This is a genomic window from Knoellia flava TL1 (assembly GCF_000768675.1).
Taxonomy (GTDB): Bacteria; Actinomycetota; Actinomycetes; order Actinomycetales; family Dermatophilaceae; genus Knoellia; species Knoellia flava.
In genome coordinates, this window is record NZ_AVPI01000014.1 from 50585 (window position 1) to 75245 (window position 24661).

Below are 24661 nucleotides of genomic sequence, written 5' to 3' on the forward strand. Positions count from 1 at the left end.
TCGGTCGCGGCTGGGCGCGGAACGCGGCCGCGGTGTCGGTGGGACGGCATACGGTCGCGTCGTGCTCACGACGGTCGCGGTCTCGGGATACCGCTCGCTGCGGGACGTCGTCGTGCCGCTGCGCGACCTCGACGTCGTCACCGGCGCCAACGGCACCGGCAAGTCGAGCCTCTATCGCAGCCTCCGGCTCCTCGCCGGCTGCGGTCGCGGCGACGTCATCGGGACGCTCGCCCGCGAAGGTGGGCTCCAGTCCGCGCTGTGGGCCGGACCCGTCTCGCTCGACGCCGCGCGCAGACGGGGGTATGCCGTCCAGGGGACCGTGCGCAAGGGTCCGGTGAGCCTGCGGCTCGGCTTCGCGAGCGACGACTGGAGCTACCTCGTCGACCTCGGCCTCCCACAGCAGGGTGCCGACGCGGCGGGCAGCTCGGCGTTCCTGCGCGACCCCGAGATCAAGCGCGAGGTCGTGTGGTCCGGGCCGGTCATGCGACCCGGCTCGGTCGTCGCCCGGCGGCGCTGGGGGACGGTCGAGGTGCGGACCGGGGAGGGAACGGGTGCGGCGGCCCCCGACGAGTGGGAGACCGACCGCCCGGTCGGGTGGGAGTCCGACCCCGAGCCCGAGATCGACGCCGGTGTGCGACCACCGCGGGGGTGGATCCGGCTCACCCAGTCGCTGCGGCCGTGGGAGTCGATGCTCACCGAGCTCGCCGACCCCGAGCGCGCACCCGAGCTGCTCCGGGTGCGACGGCTCATCGCCGGCTGGCGCTTCTATGACGGGTTCCGCGCCGACCCCGACGCGCCCGCCCGCCGACAGCAGGTCGGGACGCGCACCCCGGTGCTTGCCGACGACGGGTCCGACCTGGCGGCGGCACTCCAGACGATCCGCGAGAGCGGACGCGCCGCACTCGACGCGGCGGTGGGGGACGCCTTCGACGGGGCCACCATCGAGGTGCCGGTCGTCGACGGGCGCTTCGACGTGCACCTGCACCAGCCCGGGATGCTGCGTCCGCTCGCGGCGGCGGAGCTGTCCGACGGGACGCTGCGCTACCTCTGCCTCGTGGCGGCACTGCTCACCGTCGACCCGCCACCCCTCCTCGTGCTCAACGAGCCCGAGACCTCGCTCCACCCCGACCTCCTGCCGCCGCTGGCCCGGCTCATCGCCGAGGCGTCGACCCGCAGTCAGGTCATGGTCGTCTCGCACTCGGCGACGCTCGCCCGGGCGCTCGGTGACCGGGCCACGCGAGTGACCCTCGTCAAGGACCTCGGCGAGACTTTCGTCGAGGGTCAGGGCCTGCTCACGACCCCGGCGTGGAACTGGGGCTCGCGGCGGTGACCCAGCACAATGCCCCCATGGACCTCGGTGAGCCCCTCGAGTTCGACGGCCCGGTGATCGAGTGGCGTGGGCCGGCGCCCTACTACTTCGTCGCCATCCCCGAGGAGGAGAGCGGCGACATCAAGCTCGCGGCCAAGGGCCTGGAGTACTGGGGGCAGGTGCCGGTCGAGGCCCGCATCGAGGGGGTGGACTTCAGCACCGCACTCTTCCCCAAGGACGGGGCCTACCTGCTTCCGGTCAAGGACGCGGTCCGGCGGGCGAGTGGTGTCGAGCCCGACGACAGGGTCACGGTGACGCTCTGGGTGGGCCGGGCCGACCGCCGCTGACCGCCGCTGACCGCCGCTGACCGGGCCCGGCACGCGCAGGTCCCACGAACCCCGACCCCCTGTGTCGCGGCCCGTGGGACCCGTGCGGCTCCCTGCCGGGAGCAGGGGTCAGCCGGCGCAGTCCGCCGACTCGGCACCCTCGATGAAGGTCTCGACCATCTGGAACGGCAGCTCGGAGCCGGCGCCGAAGTACTCGAGGCCCTTGCCGTTGGCGCCGTTCGGGTTCATCCGCCCGGTGTGCTTCGGGTCGCCGATCGTCATCTTCTCGAAGATCTTGATGCCGACGGGGAGCCCGGCGGCACGCAGCGCGTCGTAGCCGGCGTCGACGGCTGCGTCGCAGGCGGGCTCGTAGCCGGCCTCGAACATGGCGCCGTCGGCGGCCGACATGACGAACCAGTTGGCCGAGGACGGGGCGCCGTCGAGGGAGTACATCGGGACGAAGCAGTGGTGTGCCATCGCCGGGGCGGCGGCGAGGACGGCAGCGGTCCCGGTGGCGGCGATCGCGAGTCCGGCCCGGCGCAGGGTCGTGCGGTGCATGTTTTCCTCCTGTGTGGTGTCGGCGGGCCGTGTCGGTCCGCCATGGGTACCCCCACACGGTGTCGCGCCCGGTGTCCCGGAGGACAGGGGCAGGTGTCCCGCGCCGCCGGGAGGTCTGAGGGGCCCGTCCGGTGCCCCGCGAGGACTAGGAGGACTGGGCGCCGTCGTCGGCGGAGGACCGCTCCTTGGTGAAGAAGGAGAAGCCCCCGTCGACCTCGAGGACGCACAGCTCGATGTCGCGCAGGCTGCGAATTCCCTTCTCGCGAGCCGCTTCGTGCACGTCCTCGATCGTCACGCGCTCGGAGGAGAGCACGTCGAGCACGGGCTCGCCGTCGCGGACGACGACCCGGGCCCGGCCGGACAGCAGCGGGCGCGACCGGGGGAACCGGTAGTGCATCCAGGCGAGCAGCAGGCTGAGCAGGCAGAACGTCGAGACGGCCAGCGTGGCCGCGCTAAGCGAGTAGTCCTCCTGCACGACGCCCTGTGCGACGAGGTCACCGAGCGTGACGACCATGATCATGTCGAAGGCCGAGAGCTGGGCGACCTCGCGCTTGCCGGAGACGCGGATGGCGAGCCACAGCACGAGGAAGACGACGGCCGCGCGGACGACGATGTCCATCAGGGCGCCACCCACGTCGTGAAGTCCACGCTGACGACCGGCTGCTCGGCGTCGAGCACCTCGGCCCGGCACTGCTCGCGCCCACCCCACTGGCCGGGTGCCGCCCGGGCGTCGAGGCTCACCTCGAGGACGTTGCCCTCGGGCGGGTCGAACTCGTACAGCAGGCGCGTGGGCGAGCTCGTCTCGGCGGACGGGTTCGGGTACCAGTTCTGGAAGTCGAGGTGGTCGAAGAGGTCGTCGCAGAGGGCCACCTGCACCGGCCCGGTGAAGCCGTCGCTGCTCTCGATGCGCAGGTGCAGCGGCGCCGGCTGGCCTGAGCGGGTGATGGAGGCGTGCTCCACGGACAGCCGCCAGCCGTCGGCCGCCTCGGTGTGGGTGCTCGTGCGCGGCCCGAGGAGGCCCAGAAGTCCGGCGGCGGCGACGAGGAGCACGAGACCGACGCCGGTGCGGTGCGCCAGCTGTCCCCGGAAGGTGCGGGGTGCCTCGACCAGGTCCTCGGTCGTCGAGTCCGTGCGGGCCACGACCCGACGCTAGGACGTCTGATCGGGCAGGGCACCTCGCCACGCGGGGGAGACCAGGTAGTCGATCGGTTTGCACGTCCCGCCGTTGGACTTCTCGGCCGAGCACGCGGTGATGCCGACGTGGAGGTCCATCTCGGCGCGCACCGAGAACCGGTCGCCGGCGACGCTCGGCGGCGGGTCGATGTGGAGGTCGCCGGTGTCGTCCGCCCAGACGTTCATGAAGACGTTGAGGGTCGTCCCGATGTCGTCGGGGCGCACGCCGTGCGGCTCGAGCGCGTCGACGAGGTTGGCGAAGCAGCTGGGGTGCTCGGCACCGCCGAGGTCGGGGTAGAGGATGTCGAACGTCTGCTGGCTGCAGGGTGTGAGGAGGAAGTCGTGCGTGCCGCACGAGTCCTCGACGACGGTGAGCATCGGGCGGCTGCGGTTGCTCCACAGCGTCGAGCCCGTGGTGAACCGGATGCCGTTCTCGAAGTCGATCGACCGCCCTGACGAGAGCCTCTCGTCTACGTCGTCGGCCGCGACGCAGTAGAGGTCGCTCACCTGCACCCCGGTCGGGTCGAGCAGGGTGAGCACCTCGCCCGCGGCGAGCCGGACGTGCGTGCCGGTCTGCGGGGCGAGGCGGGTGAAACCGTCGGCGAGGGGTTGGGTCACGAACCCACCCTGTCGTGCTCCAGCGGCGCCTGCCACGTCGGCTCCACCCGGCGCCCGGAGTACTGCAGGGCCTCGGAGACCTCACCGTGGTCGGCGACCATCGGGTTGAGCGAGCCCTGGAGCTCGAGGTCGCGGCTGCGGATGAGGTCGCGCATGTGCTCGTAGCGGCCACTCGCCTTGAGCTCCACGAACTGCGAGTGCAGGTTGAACACGAGCACCGGCCACGGGGTGCGGCGGGCGTCGCGGGAGGCGTGCGGGTGGAGGCCGACGACGAAGTAGGCCGAGCCGCCGATGCTGAACGAGAAGTCCGGGTCGGCGGGGTCGCTCGACACGTCCGGGTCCCACGGGCTGTCGTCGAAGTCGTGCAGGTGCTGCAGCGTCGTCCACAGCCGCTGCTCGAAGGCCTGCTCGGTCGGCGGCACCGCGCCACCGAACGCGGCGACGAGCGAGGTGAAGCCCTCGTCGGGGTCCGCGTCCTCACCGAACGAGCGCAGCGCCTGGTAGACGTCGAGGCTGCTGCTCGCGCTGCCGAGCCGGCCCGTCGTGACGATGTGGTCGCGCTCGCGGTTGAAGACGGCGCGGGCACCGAGGCAGGGGTAGTCGGGGTCGAGGACCCACGCGGCGAGGTGGTCGTGGACGGACTCGGGTGTCGGGACGGGCGGCTGGGTCGAGCTCATGATGTGGCCTCCTGGCAGGGTTTTCGACGCGACCGTAGGCAGGTCGCTCGACGGGTCACTACCTCCCTACGGGTGCCACGGGCGCCGAACCGGGTGCGGAGCGGCCGTGGCTGGTTGGATGGGGCGATGACGACGGCGCAGCTCCCCGTCGCGGGCCTCCGCGTGGCGCTCTTCGCCACGTGCTTCAACGACACGATGTGGCCCGAGACGCCCAAGGCCGTCGTGCGCCTGCTCGAGCGGCTCGGGTGCCGCGTCGAGTTCCCTGCCGCGCAGACCTGCTGCGGTCAGATGCTCACCAACACCGGGTATGCCGGTGACGCCCTGCCGCTCGTGCGTCGCTTCGTCGACGTCTTCGGCTCCTACGACGCGGTCGTCGCGCCGTCGGGGTCGTGCGTCGGCTCGGTCCGCCACCAGCACGCGACGGTCGCCCGCGACGCCGGGGACACCGGGCTCGCCGCCGAGGTGGAGCAGGTCTCGACGCGCGTCCACGAGCTGTCCGAGCTCCTCGTCGACGTCCTCGGCGTCACCGACGTCGGCGCGTACTTCCCGCACCGCGTCACCTACCACCCGACCTGCCACTCGCTGCGCATGCTGCGGGTCGGCGACCGTCCGCTGCGGCTCCTGCGGGCCGTCGAGGGCATCGACCTCATCGAGCTGCCCGGCGCCGAGGAGTGCTGCGGCTTCGGCGGCACCTTCGCGGTGAAGAACCCCGACGTGTCCGTCGCCATGGGCGTCGACAAGGCCGACCGGGTCACCGGCACCGGCGCCGAGGTGCTCGTCGCCGGCGACAACTCGTGCCTCGCGCACATCGGCGGCATCCTCGGGAGGCGACGGGCCGGCATACGGACGATGCACCTGCCGCCTGCCGGGCCGGCGCAGGTGGCTGCCGGCTCGGTCGAGGTCTTCGCCGAGAACATCGCCGACTACCGCGCCGAGGTCGTGCGGGCGCCATCCGACGACGTGCCCGAGGCGGTCTGCGCGGTGCTCTCCGGCCTGGGGCTGCGGAGTGTCGTCGTGCCGTCCGGGCTCGACCCCGCGTGGGTGGCCGCCCTCGAAGCCGGGTTCGACGTCGTGCCGGAGGACGCCGCGGGGTCTGCCACCGACCTCGACGGCGTCGACGCCGTCGTCACGGGCGCGGCGGTCGGGATCGCGACGACCGGGACGGTCGTCCTCGACCACGGTCCCGACCAGGGGCGACGCGCGCTCACCCTCGTGCCGGACACCCACGTCTGCGTCGTCCGTGAGGACCAGGTCGTCGACGACGTGCCCGACGCCGTGCGGATCCTCGGTGGCGAGGCCCACCGGGGCCGGCCGCTCACGTGGGTGAGTGGGCCGAGCGCGACGAGCGACATCGAGCTCCAGCGGGTCGAGGGCGTCCACGGTCCGCGCACCCTCGTCGTCGTGCTGGTCCCGGTCGGTTGAGCGGGTCCTCGGGCGGCTGAGGGCTCAGGCCTCGTCGGGCGTGCGCGCGTGCACGTCCCCGTGGGCCATCCCGGCGACGGCCGCGCGCAGCTCCTCGTCGGTCGGCCGGTAGGGCCGCAGCCCGTCTGCGGGCACCCGGCCGAGCCGTCCGGCCTGGAAGTCCTCGAACGCCTGCACCACCTCGCGCTTGGTGTTCATGACGAACGGGCCGTACTGCACCACCGGCTCACGGATGGGCTGCCCGCCGAGGAGCAGCACCTCGAGTGCGGGGGTCTCGACGTCCTGGCGCTCGTCGGCGGTGATGGTCAGCAGGTCGCCGGGGCCCGTGACGATCGTCTGTCCCGGGCGGATGGGTCGCCGGTCGGGGCCGATTGACCCGCGGCCGGAGAAGACGAAGACGAGCCCGTTGTATGCCGGGTTCCACGGGATCTCGGCCCGCGCACCGGGGGAGATGGTCGCGTGGGCCATCGTGATCGGGGTGTGGGTGTCGCCGGGTCCGCTCCGGCCGCCGATGGACCCGGCGATGATGCGGAGCAGCGTGCCGCCGTCGTGGGTCGTGACGAGGGTCGAGTCGGTGCCCTCGAGGTTCTGGTAGCGGGGGTCGGACCACTTCTTGGCCGCCGGCAGGTTGACCCACAGCTGCACGCCGTGGAAGAGGCCGCCGGAGACGACGAGCTCAGCGGGCGGGGTCTCGATGTGCAGCACCCCGGACCCGGCGGTCATCCACTGGGTGGCGCCGTCCTCGATCATCCCGCCACCGCCGTGCGAGTCCTGGTGCCGGAAGCGGCCGTCCATGATGTAGGTGACGGTCTCGAAACCGCGATGGGGGTGCCAGTCCGTCCCGCGCGGCTCGCCGGGCGCATAGTTCACGGCGCCCATCTCGTCCATGTGGACGAAGGGGTCGAGCTCCTGCACCGGGATCCCGGCGAACGCACGGGTCACCGGAAAGCCCTCGCCCTCGAAGCCCTTGGGCCCCGAGACCTGGCGGCGAACCTCGCGGTGGCGTGCGCCCTCGCTGGGCCGCGCGAGGCGGGGGAGGGTCAGGGTGTCGGCAGTGACAGCAGGCATGGTCGGCCTCCTTCTCGGGACCTCGGACAAGGTCGTTGAGCATTCAACCACTAAGGCCGGTCGGCGCATTCCCGAGTGTGCTCCGCCCCGCCGCCGTCGGCTAGGGTGATCGCCTGCCAGGCGGACCGGATGTGGGCCTCGACGAGGCGTTCGGCCACATCGGCATCACGGCCCACGATCGCGGCGAAGATCGCCTCGTGGTCCGAGCGCAGGTCCGCGACGACCTCGTCCCAGTCACGCAGGTGGCGGAACCGGTCGAGGATCGGCAGCCGCATCGACTCCCGGATCGCAGCGGTGAGGTCGCTGGCGAGCCGGTTGCCTGCGGCCGTGGCGAGGGCCACGTGGAACTCGGTGTCCGCGTCGTTGAAGGCCTGACGGTCGATCGAGGGGTCGCGCATCACCTCGAGCGCTCGGCGCGCGTCGGCCAAGTCCTCGTCCAAGGCGTTGACCGTGGCGAGGCGGGCGCTCAGCCGTTCGAGGGCGATGCGCACCTCGATGACGTCGGGGAGGGGGAAGTTGGCCAGGGCGACGTGCAGGCGCAGCAGCCGACTCAGGGCGCGCGACGGCACCGACGTGAGAACCGTACCCCCGCCGGGCCCGGCCCCGACGAACGAGTGCACGACGCCTTGTGCCTGGAGGGTCCGGACGGCCTCGCGCACGGCGGCCCGACTCACGTCGAGGGTGGCTGCAAGCTCACGCTCGGCAGGGAGGTGGTCGCCGACGCGGAGCCGTCCCTCGAGGATCTGCGCATCCACCCACGCGAGGACGAGCTCAAAAGCCTGGGGCTGTCCGGAGCGGGGCATGGCGTGAAGCATGCCACCTCCACTGGCCCAGGGGCGGGAAATGGTCAGACCTCTTGACGCGGCCATTGCGACGGCTCTATCTTGGACCGACTCGCTAATGGTCTGACCATTTAGTGAGAAGGCAGACCCACCGTCGTGTCCCGCCCTACCCGGAGGTCAGGATGACCGCACTTCCCGCGCTCACCGGCTCGTACCAGCCCGAGATCGCACCCGTCCTCGACAGCCTCGCGCTGTCCGCGCTCGTCGCGGCCCTGCCGCTCCTCACCGTCTTCGTGACGCTCGGTGTGCTCCGCTGGAAGGCCCACTGGGCCGGCCTCGCAGCCGTCGCCGTCGCGCTGCTGGTCGCCGTCCTCGCCTTCGGTATGCCGGTCGGCCTCGCCGCGCTGTCCGCGACCCAGGGCGCGGTGTTCGGTCTCTTCCCGATCATGTGGATCGTCTTCACGGCGATCGTGCTCTACCAGGTGACGGTCCGATCCGGTCACTTCGAGGACTTGCGCGCGACCTTCCACCTCATCTCGGACGACCCCCGTGTCCAGGCGATCATCATCGCGTTCTGCTTCGGCGGACTGCTCGAGGCGCTTGCCGGCTTCGGCGCCCCCGTTGCCATCACCGGCGTCATGCTCATGGCTGTCGGCTTCTCCCCGCTGCGCGCCGCCACGGTCGTGCTTCTCGCCAACACCGCACCTGTCGCGTTCGGCGCCATCGGCATCCCGATCATCACGGCCGGCAACCTCACCAAGATCCCCTACACCGAGATCGGCGCCTACGTCGGACACCAGACACCTGTCATCGCGCTCTTCGTCCCGCTCCTCCTCGTCCTCATGGCCGACGGTCGCCGCGGCATCCGCCAGACCTGGCCCATCGCTCTCGTCGTCGGCGTGGCTTTCGCTGTCGCGCAATGGATTTCGGCAACGTGGATCTCTGTGGAGCTCACCGACATCGTCGCGTCCCTCGCCGGCCTCGCCGCCGCTGTCCTCTTCCTGCGCGTGTGGCAGCCCAGCGGTCGTGAGGCCGCCCTCGAGACCCTGAGCGCCGAGCGCGAGCGCGACCTGGTGACGGTCGCGGGAGGCGAGCGGACGGCATACGCCGCCGGTGGATCCGGTGACGAAACGGAACCGCCGCGCGCCCTCGACAAGGCAGGGGACGACCACAGCGTCTCCATTGCGGAACTCGACGCCCGCGCCCGTGCGCTCACGCCGCGACGGATCAGCATGGCGCTCTTCCCGTACGTCCTCGTCATCGCGATCTTCTCGGTGGCCAAGCTCGTGCCCGCGGTCAAGGACTGGCTGGCCGGCACCGACGTCAAGATCCCGTGGCCCGGCACGTCCGGCGAGATCCTCACCCACGGCGGCGAGGCCAGTGCCGCCACGACCTACACCTTCCAGTGGCTCAGCTCGCCCGGCACGCTGCTGCTCCTCAGCGCGCTCATCGTCGCCCTCGTCTACGGCGTCGGTGTCAGCGGGCTCGGCGCCGAGCTGGCGGCGACGGCGCACAAGATGCGCTTCGCGTTCCTCACCGTTGCCTCGGTGCTCGCCCTGGCCTACGTCATGAACCTCTCCGGCCAGACGATCACCATCGGGACCTGGATCGCGGGAGCCGGAGCCGCCTTCGCCTTCCTGTCACCGCTACTCGGATGGATCGGGACCGCTGTGACCGGGTCCGACACGAGCGCCAACGCCCTGTTCGCGACCCTCCAGCAGACGGCGGCGACGAGGGCCGGGATCGACCCGACGCTGCTCGTCGCGGCCAACACCTCCGGTGGCGTCGTCGGCAAGATGATCAGCCCGCAGAACCTCACGATCGCTGCGACGGCGGTCGGGATGGTCGGCCGCGAGTCCGAGATCCTGCGCAAGGTCCTGCCGTGGAGCGTCGGTCTCATCATCGCGGTGTGTGTCCTTGTCGGACTTCAGTCCACAGTTCTTGGTTGGATGTTGCCGTGACGGCAGGGCAGCCTCGGACCGACCTTCGGGTCGCGCTCTTCGCGACGTGCTTCAACGACACGATGTGGCCGGAGACGCCCAAGGCCGTCGTGCGACTGCTCGAGCGCCTCGGCTGCCGGGTCGAGTTCCCGGCCGAGCAGACCTGTTGCGGACAGATGATGACCAACACCGGGTATGCCGGTGAGGCCGTCCCGCTCGTCCGTCACTTCGTCGACGTGTTCGAGGGCTACGACGCCGTGGTCGCGCCGTCGGGGTCGTGCGTCGGGTCGGTGCGTGACCAGCACCCGATGATTGCCCGCCTCGCCGGCGACCCCGGTCTCGCATCCGAGGTGGAGGGCGTGCGGCCGAAGGTGTACGAACTCTCCGAGTTCCTCGTCGACGTCCTCGGCGTGACCGATGTCGGCGCCTGGTTCCCGCACAGGGTGACCTATCACCCGACGTGCCACTCCCTGCGGATGCTCCGGGTTGGTGACCGGCCGTTGCAGTTGCTGCGCGCGGTGGAGGGCATCGACCTCGTCGAGCTGCCCGGCGCGGAGGAGTGCTGCGGCTTCGGTGGCACCTTCGCGATGAAGAACTCGGACGTGTCCGTGGCGATGGGGACCGACAAGGCGGCGCACGTGGAGGAGACGGGGGCCGAGGTGCTCGTCGCCGGCGACAACTCGTGCCTGGCACACATCGGCGGGATCCTCGGAAGGCAACGGACCGGCATACGGACCATGCATCTGGCCGAGATCCTCGCGTCGACGAAGGAGCAACCGACATGGTGACCCCGCCGGTCCAGCAGACGTCGCCGACCTTCGTCGGGATGCCGGCGTTCCCCGAAGCGGCACAGCGTGAGCTCGCGAACACGCAGCAGCGGCAGAACCTCCACAGGGCCACCCACACGATCCGGGCCAAGCGGGCCGCGGTCGTCGGCGAGGTCGCGGACTGGGAGGCGATTCGGGTTGCCGGTGCGGCGGCGAAGGACGAGGCCCTGCACCACCTCGGCGACTACCTCGAGCAGTTGGAGCAGTCGCTCACCGCGCGCGGCGCGACGGTGCACTGGGCGCGCGACGCCGCCGAGGCCAACCGCATCGTCGTCGACGTCGCCAGGGCCAAGGGTGTCGACGAGGTCGTCAAGGTCAAGTCGATGGCGACCCAGGAGATCGAGCTCAACGAGGCCCTCGAGGCGGCCGGGATCCACGCGTGGGAGACCGACCTCGCCGAGCTCATCGTCCAGCTGTTCGGCGACCTGCCCAGCCACATCCTCGTGCCGGCGATCCACCGCAACCGCACGGAGATCCGCGACGTGTTCCTGCGCGAGATGGGCAACGTCGGTCGGCCGGCGCCGGCCGACCTCACCGACGAGCCGGCCCGCCTGGCCGAGGCGGCCCGACTGCACCTGCGCGAGAAGTTCCTCCGCGCCAGGGTCGCGGTGTCGGGCGCGAACTTCGCCATCGCTGACACGGGGACACTCGTCGTCGTCGAGTCCGAGGGCAACGGGCGGATGTGCCTCACGCTGCCCGAGACCCTCATCTCGGTCGTCGGCATCGAGAAGGTCCTGCCGACGTGGGACGACCTCGGGCCGATGCTCCAACTGCTGCCGCGGTCGAGCACGGGGGAGCGGATGAACCCCTACACGACCATGTGGACCGGGGTGCACGAGGGCGATGGGCCGCAGGAGGTCCACGTCGTCCTGCTCGACAACGGACGCAGCCACGTGTTGGCGGATTCCGTGGGGAGACAGGCACTTCGGTGCATTCGGTGCTCCGCGTGCCTCAACGTCTGCCCGGTCTACGAGCGCACGGGCGGGCACGCCTACGGGTCGGTCTATCCCGGTCCGATCGGTGCGGTGCTCAACCCGCAGCTTCGCGGGACCACGAGTGAGGTCGACGCGTCCCTGCCCTATGCGTCGTCGCTGTGCGGAGCCTGTTTCGACGCCTGCCCCGTGCGGATCAACATCCCCGAGCTGCTCGTCGAGCTGCGTGGCACGGTCGCCGAGCAGGGCGGGCACCGGGCCGAGTCGGCGGCCATGAAAGCGGCGGCATGGGTGCTGTCCGACCCGCGACGCCTGGCGGTGGCCCAGCGCGGCGCGACGACCGCGGGCAAGCTCATCGGCAAGCGGACCATCACGAGGGTCCCTGGCCTCGGCGCCTGGACCGATGCCCGCAACGTGCCGACGCCGCCCAAGGAGACGTTCCGCCAGTGGTGGGCGCGAGAGCGCGACACGTCGGGAGGCGAGGCCGGGCCGAGAGGGCGAGCGGACGGCATACCGAAGCCCGGTGACGGGACCGACGCGGGAGGCGAGGCGTGATGGGTGCGCGCGAGGAGATCCTGGCCCGGGTGCGCTCGGCGACCGCTGACGTCACGACCGAGTCCCGACTGGATGCGACGTCCCGTCGTTCCGAGGGACGAGTCCCGGCGGGGCGTCGCAATCCGTCGGAGGAGACCGTGGAGTTGTTCGCGGAGAACGTCGCCGACTACGAGGCCACCGTGGTGCGGGTGCCGGCCGATGCCGTGGCCGAGGCGATCGTGGAGCAGCTGCGCTCCCTCGGCCGACGGTCAGTCGTCACGCCGAGCGGTCTGGACGCGGGCTGGGTCGACGCGCTGCGCGGCGAGTTCGAGGTCGTGGCCGAGACGGACGCGACCTCCGCGCAGGCACTCGACGTCATCGACGCGGTCGTCACGGCCGCGGCGGTCGGCATCGCGACGACGGGCACGATCGTCCTCGACCATGCGCCCGACCAGGGGCGCCGGGCCCTCACCCTCGTCCCCGACACCCATGTCTGCGTGATCCGCGAGGACCAGATCGAGCACGACGTGCCCGAGTCGGTGACGCGGCTGCACGCCGAGGCCGCGCACGCTCGACCGCTCACGTGGATCAGTGGCCCGAGTGCGACGAGCGACATCGAGTTGCAGCGCGTGGAAGGCGTCCACGGCCCGCGGACCCTCGTCGTCGTCATCGCCGGGGCATGACCGTGGCCGAGGAGAGCATGCGCACCCCCGTGTTCTTCGTCGCCGGCGGCACGGGCATCTCGGCCGAGACCCTCGGCAACCTCCTGCTCGCGCAGTTCCCCGGGCTGACCTTCACCCGCCGCAAGATCCCCTTCGTCACGACGGTCGACCAGGCGAGGTCGGTCCTCGACCAGGTCGACGCGGCAATGACCGACGCCGTGACCCCGCTGCTCTTTTCGACCGTCTCGGACGAGGAGATCCGCCAGGAGCTGCAGCGCACGAGGGCGGCCTTCATCGACCTCTTCGGTTCGCACCTCGACACCGTCGAGCGGGTCCTGCACGTCAACGCCACCCACAACACGACGGCGCTCCACGGCGTCGGCGACACCGTCCGCTACGACCAGCGGATGCGCGCCATCGAGTTCGCCATGGAGCACGACGACGGGGCGAGCCTGCGCAACCTCGAGCAGTCCGACCTCATCCTCGTCGCGCCGTCGCGGTGCGGGAAGACGCCGACCTCGATGTACCTCGCGCTCCAGCACGGGCTCAAGGTCGCGAACTACCCGCTCGTGCCCGAGGACTTCGACTCCGCCGACCTGCCGCGCCCGATCCGGCCCCTCGCCGAGAAGTGCTTCGGGCTGCTCTCGACACCTGCCCGGCTCAGCCAGGTGAGAGGCGAACGCAGGCCCGGGTCGACCTATGCCACGCTCGCCCAGTGCAGCTACGAGCTGCGCCGGGCCGAGGCGATGTACAGGGCGCATCGGATCCCGTCGATCAACTCCGCCAAGATGTCCGTCGAGGAGATGGCCGCCGTGATCATGCAGAGCAGCCGGCTCCCCGACCTCGGTTGAGCACAAGAGGGCGACGACGCCCCGACGAAAGGACCGCCATGACCGCCACCCAGCAGGGAGCCGGCAGCACCAACATCGCCTGGTTCGCCGAGCTCGGTCTCGACGACGTCGAGCACGTCGGCGGCAAGAACGCCTCCCTCGGCGAGATGGTGCAGCACCTGTCGAAGGCCGGCGTGCGGGTGCCCGACGGCTTCGCGACGACGGCCGACGCCTACCGCCGCTTCCTCGCCCACGAGGGCCTCGCCGACCGGATCAACGGCATCCTGCGCGAGCTCGACGTCGAGGACACCCGGGCCCTGGCCGCGGCCGGCGCGGAGATCCGCGACACCGTCGAGAAGCAGCCGTTCCCGGCCGACCTCGAGGACGAGATCCGCACGGCATACGAGCGTCTCGTCTCCGAGGCGGGAGCGGCGGCCGACGAGGTGAGCTGGGCGGTGCGCTCGAGCGCCACCGCCGAGGACCTGCCCGACGCGAGCTTCGCGGGGCAGCAGGAGACCTTCCTCAACGTGCGCGGCATCGACAACATGCTGCTCGCGATCAAGCGGGTCTTCGCCTCGCTCTACAACGACCGGGCGATCGCCTACCGCGTACACAGCAACTTCGACCACGAGGCCGTGGCGCTCTCGGCCGGCATCCAGCGGATGGTCCGCTCCGACATCGGCAGCTCGGGCGTGATGTTCACGATCGACACCGAGTCCGGCTTCCCCGACGCCGTCTTCGTCACGAGCAGCTACGGGCTCGGCGAGGCCGTCGTTCAGGGCGCGGTCAACCCCGACGAGTTCTATGTCCACAAGCCCGCACTGCGCGCCGGCCGGCCGGCGATCCTCAAGCGCGGCGTCGGCAGCAAGGCCACGAAGATGGTCTACACCGACGACTACGAGGTCGGCCGCTCGATCGAGTTCGTCGACGTCGACGAGGCCGACCGCGCCCGGCTCAGCCTCACCGACGAGGAGGTCACCGAGCTCGCGGAGCACGCGCTCAGGATCGAGGAGCACTACGGCCGCCCCATGGACATCGAGTGGGGCAAGGACGGCGTCGACGGCAGGCTCTACATCCTCCAGGCCCGCCCCGAGACGGTGAAGTCGCGCCAGTCCGGCTCGACCCTTCAGCGGTTCCGGATGGACGAGCGCGGCGAGGTCGTCGCCGAGGGCCGCGCCATCGGCCAGAAGATCGGCGCCGGCGCGGTGCGCGTCCTCACCTCCGCCGAGCACATGCACGACTTCGAGCCGGGCGAGGTGCTCGTCGCCGACATGACGGACCCCGACTGGGAGCCGGTGATGAAGCGCGCCAGCGCCATCGTCACCAACCGCGGCGGTCGCACCTGCCACGCCGCGATCATCGCGCGTGAGCTCGGCATCCCCGCCGTCGTCGGCACCGGCTCGGCGACCCGCGACCTCACTGACGGCCGCGAGGTCACCGTCTCGTGCGCCGAGGGCGACACCGGGTTCGTCTACGACGGCCTGCGCGAGTTCTCGGTCAGCGAGACCGAGCTCGACGACATGCCCGAGGTCCCCGTGCGGATCATGATGAACGTCGGCACGCCCGAGCAGGCCTTCGAGTTCTCGCGCCTGCCGCACAGGGGGATCGGGCTCGCCCGCCTCGAGTTCATCATCAACCGCCAGATCGGAATCCACCCGCGCGCGCTGCTCGAGCTCGACGACCAGGAGCCGGAGCTCAAGGCCGAGATCGAGAGCCTCATCGCGGCATACGACTCGCCCCGCGACTTCTTCGTCAAGCGCGTCGCGGAGGGTGTCTCGATGCTCGCGGCGGCCTTCGCGCCCGAGCCGGTCATCGTGCGGATGAGCGACTTCAAGTCCAACGAGTATGCCCACATGATCGGCGGCGAGCGCTACGAGCCGACCGAGGAGAACCCGATGATCGGCTACCGGGGAGCGGCCCGCTACCTGTCGGACGACTTTGCGGAGTGCTTCGCCATGGAGGCCGAGGCGCTCAAGCTCGTCCGCGACGACATGGGCCTCACCAACGTCAAGATCATGATCCCGTTCGTCCGCACCCTCGCCGAGGCCGAGGGCGTCATCGACCTCCTCGCCTCGCACGGTCTGAAGCGCGGCGAGAACGACCTGCAGGTCGTCATGATGTGCGAGGTCCCGTCGAACGCGGTCAACGCCGACGCCTTCCTCGACCACTTCGACGGGTTCTCGATCGGGTCCAACGACCTCACCCAGCTCACCCTCGGGCTCGACCGCGACTCGGGGCTCGTCGCCGGCTCGTTCGACGAGCGCGACCCGGCGGTGAAGAAGATGCTGTCGATGGCCATCGAGGCGTGCAAGGCGCGCGGCAAGTACATCGGCATCTGTGGCCAGGGACCCTCGGACCACCCCGACCTCGCCGACTGGCTGCTCGACCAGGGCATCGAGTCGATGTCGCTCAACCCGGACACCGTCGTCGACACCTGGCTGCGGCTCGCCAAGCGCGCCAACGCCTGAGGGCTACGCTGCGAGCGTGACCACGACACTCGTCCTCTCCGTCATCGGTGACGACCGCGCCGGGCTCGTCAAGGCCCTCGCCGACGTCATCGCCGCGAACGACGGCAACTGGGAGCGCAGCCACCTCAGCGAGCTCGCCGGGAAGTTCGCCGGGATCGTCGTCGTCACCGTCCCGGACGACCGCGCCGGCGCGCTCCGTGAGGCGCTCGCGCCGCTCGAGGGCCTGCTCGACGTCACCGTCCACGGTGCGGCGGACGAGGCGACGGCCGCCGACGTGGGCGGCCAAGGCACCGACGAGGCGCCGGTGCGCGTGCGGGTGGAGCTGCTCGGCAACGACCACCCGGGCATCGTCGGGGCCGTCTCGGGCGTCCTCGCCGACCACGGCCTCAGCGTCTCCGAGCTCGTGACCGGGACCCGGCCGACGCCCGAGGCGGGTGGCCAGCTCTTCGACGCCGTCGCCACCGCGACCGCACCCGCCGGCACCGACCTCCCGGCGCTCCAGTCCGCGCTCGAGGAGCTCGCGACCGAGATCATGGTCGACCTCACCCTCGACGCCCCGGAGCCCGGCGAACCGGCCTGAGCCCGACCGGGCACCCCCACCGCCTCGACGAGGGGCGAAGCCGGTATGCCGTGCCGCACGACGGCACACCGGCTCGCCCCCATGGGCCGGCGTCAGGGTCGCCGGCCGGGTCAGATGCTGTTGAGCCAGCAGAGCCAGATGTTGGGGGCCCAGTGGTCGCCGATGCGCCCGTCGACCTTCTTGCAGGCGTAGTCACGGTCGGGGTTGGACGGGTTCGCACCGCCGACGTGGATGTCGTAGGAGCCGTACCAGTCGCCGTGGGTGCGGATGGCGCCGGCGTACTGCGAGTAGTCGCCGCGGTCGTAGAGGCTGCCGATCGACACCATCGTCCACATGGTCCTGCCGACCGTGCCGCCGACGTGGACGTTCTTCACGCACACCTCGGACTCGCGGTAGCGGCTGTACTCCCAGATCTGGACGCGGCTGAGGACCGTGCCACCGGCGTTCGTGATCGGCACCGACCGGCTGAGGTCGCCGCGGCAGCCGGCGTAGGTGGCGGTGTTGCTCTCGGCGCTGGCTGCCGGGGCGGAGGCGACGACGGCGCAGACGGCGGCGGCGCCGGCCAGGGCGGTGGTGAGGGAGCGCTTCGTCTCGGGTCCTCTCGACGGGGGTGGTCGTCGAGAACCTTGGGGCCGGGCGCTGCGGATCTGCTGCGGAACCGCTGCGCCCGGGGTGAGCCCCCCCGCCGCGAGGGGCCGCGACGTCAGTCGTCGTCGATCTCGATGCCGTGCTTGCCGGCGGCGCGCTTGATGCGGCCCTTGATCGCGTCGACCTCCTCGGCGTCGTACTTCGCGGCGTTGGACTTCTTGTTGATGTAGGACCACGCCGCGCGGACGTGCTCCTCGGTGTCGATCGGGTACTTCTTGTTCGTCGGGTCGGCGAACGTCACGTCGCCGTACTCGCGCTCGCCCTCGGAGGGGTTGACGTCGTCGCGCCTGGAGATGTGGGTTCCCATCCCTCCACCGTATGCCGATCGCCCACCGCGTGGTTCCGCCCTTTGGGGTGGAGCGTGGGCACCGACTCGTCCCTAGCGTCAGGAGCATGACGCTCTCCAGCACCGCGATCCGGGCCACCCACCTCGTGACGAACGCCGCGTGGTTCGGAGGCTCGCTCATGGGTGCGGTCGGCCTCAACCCGGCGGCCCGCGAGGGCGACGACGAGCGCGAGCGAGCGCAGATCTCCGACCGCGGCTGGAACGAGTGGGGCCCGGTCCAGGGGGCCGCCATCGGCCTGCACCTGCTGAGCGGGCTCGCGATCGTCGCGGACAACCGGCGGCGCACGGTGCTGCACCCGCCGACGACGGTCGCCGTCGTGCTCAAGACGGCGCTCACGGGGGCCGCGCTCGCGGCCAGCGGCGCCGCCTACGTCAACGGGGCCCACCTCGGCCAGGCTCAGGAGAGGGCGGACCGCGACCCCGCCGCGCGGCGCCGCACGAAGGAGCTCGCCGCCCGGATGCGCTGGTTGCAGTGGGCGACGCCGGCGGCGACCGGCGGCCTCCTCGTCCTCGACGCCTGGCTCGGCGAGCAGCAGCGCGGGGCAGCGGGGCTGCTCGACCGCCCCACCTCCTGGCTCGGGCGCCGCCGGTGAGGCCCCGCTCCGAGTTCGCCATCGCTCCGTCCCGCCGGCTACCGGCGCTGCCGTTCGGCATCCGCGCGACGACGGCTGGCCCCCAACACCTCTTCCGCGAGGCGCTCCTCGGCACCCTCGGCCGGTCCCGGTCGGACCGGCCGAGCGGCTGAGGAGTGGGCATGGCGCACCAGCGCGACGTCGTCCGGACCCGGTCCGGCTCGCACGTCCCACCCTCCCGGGCCGCCGACCCGGCGGGGTTCCTCTCGTGGTCGGACGCCTCCATGGTCGCTGCGGCGCGGTCGGCGGGGGCCGACGTCGACGCGGCCCTCCGGCTCGCCCGCGAGCTGAGCCCCGTCGCGTCGGCGCTCGGGCGGTCGTCGTGGACCTGGCTGCGGGCTCTCGCCTCGCTCGGCGCCGGCGACCTCACGGTGGCGCGAGTCGTCGAGCCGCACCTCGACGCGCTGACGATCCTGTCGCAGGCCGCTGCCCGGGACTCCGAGAACGACAGGAGCTGGCCGGCCTTCGTCGCGCCGGCCACGAGCACGTGGGGCGTCTATGCCGCGCACGCGCCGGGCCACCACCTCGAGGCCCGGGCCTCGGGCGGCGAGTGGACCCTCAATGGGAGCAAGCCGTGGTGCTCGCTCGCCGACCACCTGAGCCATGCGGTCATCACCGCCCACGTCGACGACGACCGGAGGCAGGCCTTCGCGGTCGACCTCGGGCACCCCGGCGTGCGCGTCGGCACCGAGCCCTGGGTGTCCCGCGGGCTCGCCGCGATCAGGAGCACCTCGGTCAGCCTCAGCAACGTGCCGGCCGTCCCCGTCGGGCCGCCGCAGTGGTACCTCGACCGGCCCGGCTTCGCCTGGGGCGGCATCGGCGTCGCCGGAGTGTGGTTCGGCGCGGCCTGCGCCCTGGGCACCTCGGTGCTCGAGGCGGCCCGCCGTCGCGAGCCGGACCAGCTGGCCCTCACCCACCTCGGCCGCATCGACTCCGCTCTCCACGCGACGTTGCTCACCCTGCGGGACGCCGCGGCGGCCATCGACGACGGACGGGCCACCGGCACTGCCGGTCGACTGCTCGCGTCGCGGGTACGCGCGTCGGCGGACCGCACCGCCGAGCTCGTCCTGCGCGAGGTCGGCCGCGCTCTCGGTCCCGGCCCGCTCACCGGCGACGAGGAGCACGCACGCCGCGTCGCGGACCTCACGGTCTATGTCCGCCAGCACCACGGCGACCGCGACCTCGCCGCGCTCGGCGGCCTCCTGCTCGAAGGCCCGGGGTGAGCGCGGCGGACACGCCGGCCCGTCTCGACCACCCCGACGGCGAGGAGCGCTGGCTGCGTGACGACAGGTGGGCCACGGTGGCGCACGCGGACGCCCGAGACGTGCTCACGGCATACGAACGGCTTCTCGTCGTGGCCGCGCACCCCGACGACGAGTGCCTCGGCGCCGGTCCGCTCGTGGCGGACGCCGCCGACCTGGGGCTCGACGTCGTCCTCCTCGTGCTCACCGACGGCGAGGGCTCCCACCCGCGGTCGCCGACCGTCGGCCGCAGTGCGATGGCGACGCGCCGGCGGACCGAGGCGCAGCGCTCGCTCGCCGTCCTCGCTCCCGGTGCCCGACTGCTCCACGCCGCGCTGCCCGACGGCGGGCTGGCCCCACGCCACGACGACGTCGTGAGGGCCGTCCGCGACCTGCTCGACGACCGGACCCTCGTCCTCGCACCCTGGACCGCCGACGGCCATCCCGACCACGACGCCGCCGGGCGCGCTGCGGCCGACGCCGTGGCGGTCGCGGTCGCTGAGGCACCACCGGGCGGGCCGGGTCCGGGGCTGGCGCACTACCTCGTCTGGTTCTGGCACTGGAGCGAGCCCGACGACCTGCCGTGGGAGGCCGTACTCGTCGTCGACGGCTCCCTCGCGGGCGTCCAGCGCGCGAGCCGTGCCGTCGAGGCGCACCACACCCAGGTGGCCGCCCTCTCGCCGCGCCCCGGGGACGAGCGGCTCCTCACCGACGAGGTGCTCGCACCGTCGCGTCGTGGCTTCACCACGCTGCTGCTCGCCGGGGGCACGCCCCGGCCGTCCGGCAGGACCCGCGCCGACGAGCGCGAGGCGGCCTTCGACGCGATGTTCGACGGTGGCGACGACCCGTGGTCGAGCGACAGCTGGTACGAGCGGCGCAAGCGCGACCTCACCCTCGCCGTGCTCCGGCGCGAGCGCTACGACCGGGTCGTCGACGTGGGCTGCTCGACGGGTGCCCTCACCCGCGGGCTCGCCGCCCGGTCCGACCGCGTCGTGGGCATCGACGCGAGCAGCCGTGCCCTCGACGTCGCGCGACGCGACACCCCGGAGGGTGTGCGGTGGGTGCACGGCCGCGCGCCCGAGGTGCTCGAGCGGATCGGCGACGAGAACGACGCCGTCGACCTCGTCGTGCTCTCGGAGGTCCTCTACTTCCTCACGCCGTTCGAGGTGTGGCTGACCCTGGCCGCAACGCTGCTCAGGCTCGCTCCCGGCGGCGAGGTCGTGCTCGTCGACTGGCGGCACCCGACCGAGGACATCCCCCTCGACGGCCCCGCGGTCCACGCGCAGGTGCGGGCGGCCCTGGCCCGGTGGGCGTGCGTCGAGCACGCGGAGCGGGACGTGCTCATCGCCTCCTACGTGGTCGGCGAGCCCGGTGGTTCCGACGTCGACGACCTTCGGCCGGCGGCGGCCGGGTCGGGTGCGGTGACGCGATGATCCGCGCCGTCCACGTCGTCGTCCCCGCCCGTGACGAGGCCGAGCTGCTCCCGCGCTGCCTCGAGAGCGTCGAGCGTGCGCGGTGCCTGCTGCGCACCTGCCGTCCCGACCTCTTCATCGACGTCACCGTCGTGCTCGACGGCTGCCTCGACGACACCCCGCTCGTCGTCGAGGCGGCCCGCGTGGGCAGCCTCGAGGTGGACCTCGGCGTCGTCGGCGCAACCCGGGACGCGGGTGTCCGCCGGGCCGTCGAGGTCGCCGCCGAGGAGGGCGTCACGCCCGACGAGCTGTGGGTCGCGTGCACGGACGCCGACTCGGCGGTCCCGGCCCACTGGCTCGTGAGCCAGGTCGGCCTCGCCGACAGCGTCGACCTCGTGGTCGGGACGGTCGAGCCCGTGGGCTGCGCCGACCCCGGGCTCCTCGCCCACTGGCGCGAACGACACGAGCTCGTCGAGGGGCACACCCACGTGCACGGCGCCAACCTCGGCTTCCGGGCCAGCACCTTCCTCGACGTGGGCGGCTTCGCCCCGCTCCCGCTCCACGAGGACGTCGACCTCGTGCGCCGACTCCGCGCACACACCGACCGCTGGGTCGCCACCGACTCGGCGCGGGTCGCGACGTCGGCCCGTTCCCACGGCCGCAGCCCACACGGGTTCGCCGGCTACCTCTCCGACCTTGCCGAGGAGGTGAGCTGACGATGAGGATCGCCATGCTCGCGACGTCCCGACACCCCATCGCCGAGCCGTATGCCGGCGGGCAGGAGTCCCACACCGCGCTCATCGCCCGCGAACTGCGCCGCCAGGGCCACTTCGTGCGCCTCTACGGCGTCGAGGGAACCGATGAGAAGCTCGTCGACGAGGTCGTCCCGTATGCCGGCCGCCCGCCGCTGAGCCACCTCGGCGACCGCGACCCGGAGCGTCCCGAGCTGGGCTTCCTGGCCGACCTCGCCGCCTTCACCGGCGCCATGGTCGACGTCCTCGCCCGGGACGACGTCGACATCGTCCACAACCAGAGCCTGCACTTCCTGCCGCTCGCGCTCACGCCGGCGATGCGCGCGCCGGTCGTCACGACCCTGCACACCCCGCCCTTCCCGTGGATGGAGCTGGGGATCGCGCTCGCGGACCCGTCGGCCTTCTACGTGTGCGTCAGCGAGGCCAACGCCCGCGGGTGGACGACCCTCCCGACTCCGCCGCGGGTCATCCTCAACGGAGTCGAGGACGACGGGCTCGGGGAGGGCGCAGGCGGTGACGACCTCGTGTGGATGGGGCGGCTCACCCCGGAGAAGGGCACCGACCTGGCCATCCGCGCCGCACGCAGAGCCGGACGGCGACTCCGCATCGTCGGGCCCGTGAGCAACCCCGGCTGGTTCGAGGAGGTCGTCGCGCCGGAGCTCGGCGACGACGTCGTCCACGTCGGCCACCTGGCGCACACCGACCTCATGGGTGTCGTCCGCGAGTGCGCCGCGGCCCTCGTCACCCCACGGTGGGACGAGCCGTTCGGCCTCGTCGCGGCCGAGGCCGCGGCGTCGGGGACCCCGGTGGTCGCCCTCGACCGTGGAGGTCTGCGCGAGTTCCTGACCGCGCAAATGGGCGTCCTCGTCGACCCGGAGGGCGACGACGACGTCGTGGCCGGCCGCATGGCCGAGGCCGTCGACCGGGCGGTCGGCCTGTCCCGCCGGGAGGTCCGGGCACAGGCGCTCGCCGACCTCGGCAGCGAGCAGATGACGGCCCGCTACGTCGAGCTCTACGAGGACCTCGTCCACGAGCGGAGTGCGGGCCGGGATCGATGAGGGTCGGCTGGTACGTCCATCACCACGGGGCCGGGCACCGGACCCGGGCCTTGGTCGTCGGTCGTGAGCTGGTCGCCAGGGGTGCGAGCGTGACGCTCCTCGGCAGCGACCTCGACCACGCGGCAGCCCATCGCGCCTCGATGTCGGCCGTGCGCCTCGCGATGGATGCGCCCCTCGACGAGTCGGCGACGCACTCCGAGCTCGACGTGGTCATGCACGGGTCGATGCACTGGGCGCCCCTGTGGCACAGCGGCTTTCGCGAACGCATGACGACGCTCGCCCGGTGGGTCCAGGTCGAGGAGCCCGACGTCGTCGTCGTCGACGTGTCGTGCGAGGTCGCGGTGCTCCTGCGGCTCCTGGGCGTGCCCGTCGTCGTCGTCGCGCAACCGGGTGAGCGGACCGACACGGCCCACACGACGGCATACGCCGCGGCGACAGCCGTGCTGGCCCCCTGGCCCGATTGGGCGACGGGCGACCTGTGGCGCACGACCGGCGCGACGAGCGGCTCCGACGGCTCCGACCACCGGGTCGTCGCCGTCGGGGGCATCTCGCGCGAGACCGGCGACGGCCCGCGTCGCAGGGACGAGCAGCCGGCCGGTCGGCGCCGTGGGCTCGTGCTGTCCGGGTCGGACGGGTTCGACGACCCGACCCTCGTCGACGCGGTGACCGGGACCGTGACCGACGTCGACTGGACCGTCGTCGGCGGGGCCGCCTGGGTGCCGGACGTGCGCGAGCGGCTCGCCACCTCCGACGTCGTCGTGACGCACGCCGGTCAGAACGCGATCGCCGACGTGGCCGCCTGGCGGTTGCCGGCGGTCGTCGTGCCGCAGCGTCGGCCCTTCGACGAGCAGGTGCACATGGGCGCGGTCCTCGCCGGCGCGGGGATGGCCACCGTGGTCCGCGAGAACGAGACCGAGGTCTGCTGGGCCGACCGCGTGGGCGCCGCCCTCGAGCATGGCGGCGAGGGCTGGGAGCGCTGGGGCTCGCACGGCGCGGTCGCGCGGGCGGCCTCGCTCGTCGAGGTGGTCGCCGGTGGGTGAGCGCACGACGGTCGTCACGGTCGTCCACGGCCGCCACGACCACCTGCGTGAGCAGGTCCGCGTGCTGCGGAGGGTCGCCCCGGCCGTCCACCACGTCGTCGTCGCCATCGACGACGCCGAGGTGCCGGTCATCCTCGAGCAGGTGGCGCGCACCACGGTGCTCGAGATCGCGACGGACCCGTTGGGCCTGCCGGTCGCGGCAGCTCGCAACGCGGGGGTGGAGCGCGCTCTCTCCGACGGGGCGGCGCGGGTCGTCCTCCTCGACGTCGACTGCGTGCCCGGCCGCCACCTCGTCACGCGCTACGTCGACGCCTTCATGCGGGCCGGCGACGCCCTGCTGTGCGGCCCGGTGACCTACCTGCGCGCGGACCAGGGGGTGCCGGACGACCCGGACGACCTCACGAGCATGCGCGCGCCGCACCCGGCTCGGCCCGACCCGCCCGAAGGGAAGCTGCTCAGGCACGGCGACCCCGACCTCTTCTGGTCGCTGAGCTGCGCGCTGTCGGCTCCGACGTGGCGGAGGATCGGCGGGTTCCACGAGGGCTACGTCGGCTATGGGGCCGAGGACACGGACTTCGGACGACTGGCCCGCTCGCGCGGTGTCGACCTCGTCTGGGTGGGCGGCGCCGACGCCTTCCACCAGTTCCACCCCGTGTCGACGCCGCCGGTCGAGCACGTCGTCGACATCGTCCGCAACGCCACCCTCTTCCACCGCCGCTGGGGCGCGTGGCCGATGCAGGGCTGGCTCGAGGACCTCGCCCGGATGGGCCTCGTGACGTGGGAGCCCGACCGGCTCCTCCTGCGCGGCCCGTCGCCGGCCTGAGCC

25 protein-coding genes and 2 pseudogenes are annotated in these 24661 nt (G+C 72.3%); 18 read left to right on the plus strand and 9 right to left on the minus strand.

Features of this window, described 5'->3' with window-relative positions:
- The first annotated feature begins 61 nt into the window (after positions 1–61).
- Together N798_RS07005 and N798_RS07010 are read left to right on the plus strand one after the other, a co-directional pair.
- Positions 62–1330, plus strand: coding sequence for an AAA family ATPase (locus N798_RS07005; protein WP_035947354.1), 1269 nt, complete (start codon positions 62–64; stop codon positions 1328–1330).
- A gap of 17 nt (positions 1331–1347) precedes the next feature.
- Complete coding sequence (locus tag N798_RS07010) at positions 1348–1656, plus strand: DUF1905 domain-containing protein (RefSeq protein ID WP_035947404.1); 309 nt, start codon at positions 1348–1350, stop codon at positions 1654–1656.
- Positions 1657–1764: 108 nt separating this feature from the next.
- Here the strand turns inward: N798_RS07010 and N798_RS07015 are convergent, their stop codons facing one another.
- The 5 genes from N798_RS07015 to gntA form a co-directional block, all read right to left on the minus strand.
- Entirely contained in the window at positions 1765–2193 is a 429-nt protein-coding gene (locus N798_RS07015) for a hypothetical protein (protein WP_035947356.1), read from the minus strand.
- Positions 2194–2338: 145 nt separating this feature from the next.
- Entirely contained in the window at positions 2339–2827 is a 489-nt protein-coding gene (locus tag N798_RS07020; protein WP_198030720.1) for a DUF421 domain-containing protein, read from the minus strand.
- On the minus strand, positions 2812–3333 hold the full coding sequence (locus N798_RS07025; protein ID WP_035947357.1) for a hypothetical protein: 522 nt from the start codon (positions 3331–3333) through the stop codon (positions 2812–2814). Before N798_RS07025 ends, N798_RS07020 begins: the two co-directional genes overlap by 16 nt.
- Positions 3334–3342: 9 nt before the next feature.
- Positions 3343–3984, minus strand: a complete 642-nt coding sequence (locus N798_RS07030) for a DUF1989 domain-containing protein (protein WP_035947358.1) — start codon at positions 3982–3984, stop codon at positions 3343–3345.
- A complete protein-coding gene (gene gntA, locus N798_RS07035; protein ID WP_035947359.1) occupies positions 3981–4661 on the minus strand; it encodes a guanitoxin biosynthesis heme-dependent pre-guanitoxin N-hydroxylase GntA in 681 nt (226 codons plus the stop codon). Before gntA ends, N798_RS07030 begins: the two co-directional genes overlap by 4 nt.
- A gap of 126 nt (positions 4662–4787) precedes the next feature.
- Here gntA and N798_RS07040 point away from each other — a divergent pair.
- Positions 4788–5519 (plus strand): annotated as a pseudogene (locus N798_RS07040) ((Fe-S)-binding protein); the annotation flags it as partial.
- A 225-nt stretch (positions 5520–5744) separates the two neighbouring features.
- Positions 5745–6083: pseudogene (locus tag N798_RS18980) on the plus strand (LutC/YkgG family protein); the annotation flags it as partial.
- 24 nt (positions 6084–6107) lie between these two features.
- Here the strand turns inward: N798_RS18980 and N798_RS07045 are convergent.
- Positions 6108–7151, minus strand: a complete 1044-nt coding sequence (locus tag N798_RS07045; RefSeq protein WP_035947360.1) for a pirin family protein — start codon at positions 7149–7151, stop codon at positions 6108–6110.
- A gap of 50 nt (positions 7152–7201) precedes the next feature.
- Entirely contained in the window at positions 7202–7954 is a 753-nt protein-coding gene (locus N798_RS07050) for a FadR/GntR family transcriptional regulator (protein WP_229708794.1), read from the minus strand.
- Between the two features lie 161 nt (positions 7955–8115).
- Here N798_RS07050 and N798_RS07055 point away from each other — a divergent pair, with 161 nt between their 5' ends.
- From N798_RS07055 to N798_RS07085, 7 genes are all read left to right on the plus strand, one after another.
- Positions 8116–9894: an L-lactate permease gene (locus N798_RS07055; RefSeq protein WP_035947361.1), complete on the plus strand. Its 1779-nt coding sequence runs from the start codon at positions 8116–8118 to the stop codon at positions 9892–9894.
- Positions 9891–10661 carry a (Fe-S)-binding protein gene (locus N798_RS07060; RefSeq protein ID WP_035947362.1) on the plus strand — a complete coding sequence of 257 codons (771 nt, stop codon included), beginning with the start codon at positions 9891–9893 and terminating at the stop codon, positions 10659–10661. Before N798_RS07055 ends, N798_RS07060 begins: the two co-directional genes overlap by 4 nt.
- Positions 10655–12187: a LutB/LldF family L-lactate oxidation iron-sulfur protein gene (locus N798_RS07065; protein ID WP_035947364.1), complete on the plus strand. Its 1533-nt coding sequence runs from the start codon at positions 10655–10657 to the stop codon at positions 12185–12187. Before N798_RS07060 ends, N798_RS07065 begins: the two co-directional genes overlap by 7 nt.
- Before the next feature lie 137 nt (positions 12188–12324).
- Positions 12325–12849: a LutC/YkgG family protein gene (locus N798_RS07070; protein ID WP_308738195.1), complete on the plus strand. Its 525-nt coding sequence runs from the start codon at positions 12325–12327 to the stop codon at positions 12847–12849.
- Positions 12850–12866: 17 nt separating this feature from the next.
- Complete coding sequence (locus N798_RS07075; protein WP_229708797.1) at positions 12867–13679, plus strand: pyruvate, water dikinase regulatory protein; 813 nt, start codon at positions 12867–12869, stop codon at positions 13677–13679.
- A gap of 38 nt (positions 13680–13717) precedes the next feature.
- On the plus strand, positions 13718–16126 hold the full coding sequence (gene ppsA / locus N798_RS07080; RefSeq protein ID WP_035947367.1) for a phosphoenolpyruvate synthase: 2409 nt from the start codon (positions 13718–13720) through the stop codon (positions 16124–16126).
- A 16-nt stretch (positions 16127–16142) separates the two neighbouring features.
- Complete coding sequence (locus N798_RS07085; protein WP_035947368.1) at positions 16143–16706, plus strand: glycine cleavage system transcriptional repressor; 564 nt, start codon at positions 16143–16145, stop codon at positions 16704–16706.
- A 110-nt stretch (positions 16707–16816) separates the two neighbouring features.
- Here the strand turns inward: N798_RS07085 and N798_RS07090 are convergent, their stop codons facing one another.
- Complete coding sequence (locus tag N798_RS07090; protein WP_035947369.1) at positions 16817–17164, minus strand: hypothetical protein; 348 nt, start codon at positions 17162–17164, stop codon at positions 16817–16819.
- 245 nt (positions 17165–17409) lie between these two features.
- Positions 17410–17661, minus strand: coding sequence for a DUF6582 domain-containing protein (locus N798_RS07095; protein ID WP_035947370.1), 252 nt, complete (start codon positions 17659–17661; stop codon positions 17410–17412).
- Positions 17662–17747: 86 nt separating this feature from the next.
- On the opposite strand from N798_RS07095, the gene N798_RS07100 reads away from it, so the two are divergent.
- The 7 genes from N798_RS07100 to N798_RS07130 all read left to right on the plus strand — a co-directional run bounded on the left by N798_RS07100 (position 17748) and on the right by N798_RS07130 (position 24658).
- A complete protein-coding gene (locus N798_RS07100; RefSeq protein ID WP_035947371.1) occupies positions 17748–18293 on the plus strand; it encodes a hypothetical protein in 546 nt (181 codons plus the stop codon).
- Positions 18294–18454: 161 nt separating this feature from the next.
- Positions 18455–19555, plus strand: a complete 1101-nt coding sequence (locus N798_RS07105; protein WP_052117014.1) for an acyl-CoA dehydrogenase family protein — start codon at positions 18455–18457, stop codon at positions 19553–19555.
- The gene (locus N798_RS07110; protein WP_084100219.1) at positions 19552–21006 is read left to right on the plus strand and encodes a bifunctional PIG-L family deacetylase/class I SAM-dependent methyltransferase; all 1455 of its coding nucleotides are present in this window, start codon (positions 19552–19554) and stop codon (positions 21004–21006) included. The genes N798_RS07105 and N798_RS07110 overlap by 4 nt, the downstream gene beginning before the upstream one ends.
- Positions 21003–21701: a glycosyltransferase family 2 protein gene (locus N798_RS07115; protein WP_035947372.1), complete on the plus strand. Its 699-nt coding sequence runs from the start codon at positions 21003–21005 to the stop codon at positions 21699–21701. The genes N798_RS07110 and N798_RS07115 overlap by 4 nt, the downstream gene beginning before the upstream one ends.
- 2 nt (positions 21702–21703) lie before the next feature.
- The gene (locus N798_RS07120; RefSeq protein WP_035947373.1) at positions 21704–22795 is read left to right on the plus strand and encodes a glycosyltransferase; all 1092 of its coding nucleotides are present in this window, start codon (positions 21704–21706) and stop codon (positions 22793–22795) included.
- A gap of 89 nt (positions 22796–22884) precedes the next feature.
- Positions 22885–23835: a glycosyltransferase gene (locus tag N798_RS07125; RefSeq protein ID WP_229708800.1), complete on the plus strand. Its 951-nt coding sequence runs from the start codon at positions 22885–22887 to the stop codon at positions 23833–23835.
- Positions 23828–24658 carry a glycosyltransferase family 2 protein gene (locus N798_RS07130; protein WP_035947375.1) on the plus strand — a complete coding sequence of 277 codons (831 nt, stop codon included), beginning with the start codon at positions 23828–23830 and terminating at the stop codon, positions 24656–24658. The genes N798_RS07125 and N798_RS07130 overlap by 8 nt, the downstream gene beginning before the upstream one ends.
- The last annotated feature ends 3 nt before the right edge of the window (positions 24659–24661 follow it).

Coding starts and splice junctions, on each gene's coding strand:
- N798_RS07010 (WP_035947404.1), top strand. CDS start 1,348: ATGGACCTCGGTGAGCCCCTCGAGTTCGACGGCCCGGTGATCGAGTGG.
- N798_RS07015 (WP_035947356.1), bottom strand. CDS start 2,193: ATGCACCGCACGACCCTGCGCCGGGCCGGACTCGCGATCGCCGCCACC.
- gntA (WP_035947359.1), bottom strand. CDS start 4,661: ATGAGCTCGACCCAGCCGCCCGTCCCGACACCCGAGTCCGTCCACGAC.
- N798_RS07045 (WP_035947360.1), bottom strand. CDS start 7,151: ATGCCTGCTGTCACTGCCGACACCCTGACCCTCCCCCGCCTCGCGCGG.
- N798_RS07050 (WP_229708794.1), bottom strand. CDS start 7,954: ATGCCCCGCTCCGGACAGCCCCAGGCTTTTGAGCTCGTCCTCGCGTGG.
- N798_RS07055 (WP_035947361.1), top strand. CDS start 8,116: ATGACCGCACTTCCCGCGCTCACCGGCTCGTACCAGCCCGAGATCGCA.
- N798_RS07065 (WP_035947364.1), top strand. CDS start 10,655: ATGGTGACCCCGCCGGTCCAGCAGACGTCGCCGACCTTCGTCGGGATG.
- N798_RS07075 (WP_229708797.1), top strand. CDS start 12,867: ATGCGCACCCCCGTGTTCTTCGTCGCCGGCGGCACGGGCATCTCGGCC.
- ppsA (WP_035947367.1), top strand. CDS start 13,718: ATGACCGCCACCCAGCAGGGAGCCGGCAGCACCAACATCGCCTGGTTC.
- N798_RS07095 (WP_035947370.1), bottom strand. CDS start 17,661: ATGGGAACCCACATCTCCAGGCGCGACGACGTCAACCCCTCCGAGGGC.
- N798_RS07100 (WP_035947371.1), top strand. CDS start 17,748: ATGACGCTCTCCAGCACCGCGATCCGGGCCACCCACCTCGTGACGAAC.
- N798_RS07105 (WP_052117014.1), top strand. CDS start 18,455: ATGGCGCACCAGCGCGACGTCGTCCGGACCCGGTCCGGCTCGCACGTC.
- N798_RS07115 (WP_035947372.1), top strand. CDS start 21,003: ATGATCCGCGCCGTCCACGTCGTCGTCCCCGCCCGTGACGAGGCCGAG.
- N798_RS07120 (WP_035947373.1), top strand. CDS start 21,704: ATGAGGATCGCCATGCTCGCGACGTCCCGACACCCCATCGCCGAGCCG.